Here is a 3,483-nt window from a genome sequence, read left to right on the forward strand (position 1 = left end):
AAGAGAAGTTCATAAAAAGAAATACTGAAAAGGAAATTTTAGAGGTTGAGTAGCCGTTAGAAGTACTGTTAACTGATAACTGTTAACTGATCACTGAAAATGGGGGATTAGCTCAGCTGGCTAGAGCGCCTGCCTTGCACGCAGGAGGTCATCGGTTCGACTCCGATATTCTCCACCAAGTTTAGATGTTAGATACTAGACTTGAGATGTTAGATTGTCTAATATCTCATATCTAAGATCTTAAATCTAGACAGAAAGTTCATTGACATATTGAGAAACAAAGAATACGAGAACACTATTAGATAGAAATATTTAATAAAAGTAATACATTATAATACTTCTGTTCTGATGCAAATCAGAATAGATTAGAGCATTAAGCAAAACGCATACAAGCTAGATAAGGGCGTATGGGGAATGCCTAGGCTCTCAGAGGCGAAGAAGGACGTGATAAGCTGCGAAAAGTCGTGGGGATTGGCACATACAAATTGATCCGCGAATATCCGAATGGGGCAACCCACTATACTGAAGGTATAGTACTCCGTAAGGAGGGCGAACCCGGAGAACTGAAACATCTAAGTACCCGGAGGAAGAGAAAACAATAGTGATTGCGCTAGTAGCGGCGAGCGAACGCGCAGTAGCCCAAACCAATGAGTTTACGGACTTATTGGGGTTGTAGGACTGCAATATTGTTTGTAACAGGAATTAGAACAAGTTGGAAAGCTTGGCCATAGACGGTGACAGCCCGGTATAAGTAAGTTGTTATAAAGCATAGCAGTATCCTGAGTAGTGCGGGGCACGTGAAACCCTGTATGAATCCGGCGGGACCATCCGCCAAGGCTAAATACTCCTGAGAGACCGATAGTGAACCAGTACCGTGAGGGAAAGGTGAAAAGAACCCTGAACAAGGGAGTGAAATAGATCCTGAAACCATACGCTTACAAGCGGTCGGAGCGCATTTATGTGTGACGGCGTGCCTTTTGCATAATGAGCCTACGAGTTACCGTTGCCAGCAAGGTTAAGCAGTTCAGCTGTGGAGCCGTAGCGAAAGCGAGTCTGAATAGGGCGCTTTAGTTGGTAGTGGTAGACGCGAAACCGTGTGATCTACCCTTGGGCAGGTTGAAGCTGTGGTAACACATAGTGGAGGACCGAACCCGTTGACGTTGAAAAGTCTTGGGATGACCTGAGGGTAGGGGTGAAAGGCCAATCAAACTCGGAAATAGCTCGTACTCCCCGAAATGCATTTAGGTGCAGCGATATAGTTAGTTTTATAGAGGTAGAGCTACTGATTGGATGCGGGGGCTTCACCGCCTACCAATTCCTGACAAACTCCGAATGCTATAAAATGATGCATATCAGTGAGGGCATGGGTGCTAAGGTCCATGTCCGAGAGGGAAAGAACCCAGACCATCAGCTAAGGTCCCCAAATGTATGTTAAGTTGAATAAACGCGGTTGAACTGCCCAGACAGCTAGGATGTTGGCTTGGAAGCAGCCATTCATTTAAAGAGTGCGTAACAGCTCACTAGTCGAGCGGTTCGGCATGGATAATAATCGGGCATAAACATACTACCGAAGCTATGGACTATAGTTTACTATAGTGGTAGGGGAGCATTGTAACAAAGACGAAGGTGAGTCGCGAGGCTTGCTGGATTGGTTACAAAAGAAAATGTAGGCATAAGTAACGATAATGCAGGCGAGAAACCTGCACACCGAAAGACTAAGGTTTCCCCAGCTATGCTAATCAGCTGGGGGTTAGTCGGGACCTAAGGCGAACCCGAAAGGGGTAGTCGATGGACAAGCAGTTAATATTCTGCTACTTGCCCCACGTTAAAGCGGACGGAGGCGTAAATTTGGTGCGTACTGACGGAATAGTACGTTGAAGGGATTGGTAACAACCCGATAGTACACAAAAGCTACGGCCGGCGTGATAATCCAGAGGAGCGACTTCCAAGAAAAGCGAGTGGTGGCAACCCGTACCGTAAACCGACACAGGTAGTTGGGATGAGAATTCTAAGGTGCTCGAGAGATTCATGGCTAAGGAACTAGGCAAAATTGGCCCGTAACTTCGGGAGAAGGGTCGCCCCCTTATGGGGGGCCGCAGTGAAAAGATCCAGGCGACTGTTTATCAAAAACACAGGGCTCTGCTAAATCGAAAGATGATGTATAGGGCCTGACACCTGCCCGGTGCTGGAAGGTTAAGGGGAGATGTTAGCTTCGGCGACGCATTGAACTGAAGCCCCAGTAAACGGCGGCCGTAACTATAACGGTCCTAAGGTAGCGAAATTCCTTGTCGGGTAAGTTCCGACCTGCACGAATGGTGCAACGATCTGGATACTGTCTCAGCCATGAGCTCGGTGAAATTGTAGTATCGGTGAAGATGCCGATTACCCGCTGTGGGACGAAAAGACCCCGTGCACCTTTACTATAGCTTAGTATTGACTTTGAACAAGTGATGTGTAGGATAGGTAGGAGACTTTGAAGCGGTATCGCCAGGTATCGTGGAGTCGTTGTTGAAATACTACCCTTTACTTGTTTAGAGCCTAACTTCCATTGGAAGGACAGTGCTTGGTGGGTAGTTTGACTGGGGTGGTCGCCTCCAAAAGAGTAACGGAGGCTTCTAAAGGTTCCCTCAGCACGCTTGGTAACCGTGCGTAGAGTGCAATGGCAAAAGGGAGCTTGACTGAGAGACATACAGGTCGATCAGGTACGAAAGTAGAGCATAGTGATCCGGTGACACCGCATGGAAGGGTCATCGCTCAAAGGATAAAAGGTACGCCGGGGATAACAGGCTGATCTCCCCCAAGAGCTCACATCGACGGGGGGGTTTGGCACCTCGATGTCGGCTCGTCACATCCTGGGGCTGGAGAAGGTCCCAAGGGTTGGGCTGTTCGCCCATTAAAGTGGCACGCGAGCTGGGTTCAGAACGTCGTGAGACAGTTCGGTCTCTATCTACAGTGGGCGTTAGAAATTTGAGTGGACCTGATCCTAGTACGAGAGGACCGGATTGGACGAACCTCTGGTGTATCTGTTGTTCCGCCAGGAGCACTGCAGAGTAGCTACGTTCGGAAGGGATAAGCGCTGAAAGCATATAAGCGCGAAACCCACCACAAGATGAGATTTCTTTAAAGGACCGTGGGAGACTACCACGTTGATAGGCTACAGGTGTAAAGGCAGTAATGTCATAGCCGAGTAGTACTAATCATCCGTAAAGCTTGATGCGTGATGGCTCTGAGGCCGCAAAACCTCAGAGCCGCCAAATGCTTATGTTATGATGCATTACCCGTTATCGCTTATTTTTTGTTTCTTAAGTATGTCAACAATATTAGTGTCGCAAGACACAGTTTTAAGCCGAATGCTTATAACTTACCTTTTAAGGTGGCTATAGCAACGGGGCTCACCTCTTCCCATCCCGAACAGAGTAGTTAAGCCCGTTAGCGCAGATGGTACTGCTATCATTGTGGGAGAGTATGTCGCCGCCTTCTTCT

Annotated in this window: 1 tRNA gene and 2 rRNA genes; all 3 read left to right on the top strand. The window is 47.7% G+C overall.

Annotation, left to right across the window (positions count from 1 at the left end):
• Positions 1-101 precede the first annotated feature (101 nt).
• The 3 genes from ML462_RS15840 (at position 102) to rrf (ending at position 3,480) form a co-directional block, all read left to right on the top strand.
• Positions 102-178 (top strand) — tRNA-Ala (locus ML462_RS15840).
• A gap of 207 nt (positions 179-385) precedes the next feature.
• Positions 386-3,218, top strand: a 23S ribosomal RNA gene (locus ML462_RS15845).
• Positions 3,219-3,369: 151 nt separating this feature from the next.
• Positions 3,370-3,480: ribosomal RNA gene (gene rrf / locus ML462_RS15850) — 5S ribosomal RNA — on the top strand.
• Positions 3,481-3,483: the final 3 nt, after the last annotated feature.

The organism is Christiangramia lutea (assembly GCF_022489035.1).
Classification (GTDB): domain Bacteria; phylum Bacteroidota; class Bacteroidia; order Flavobacteriales; family Flavobacteriaceae; genus Christiangramia; species Christiangramia lutea.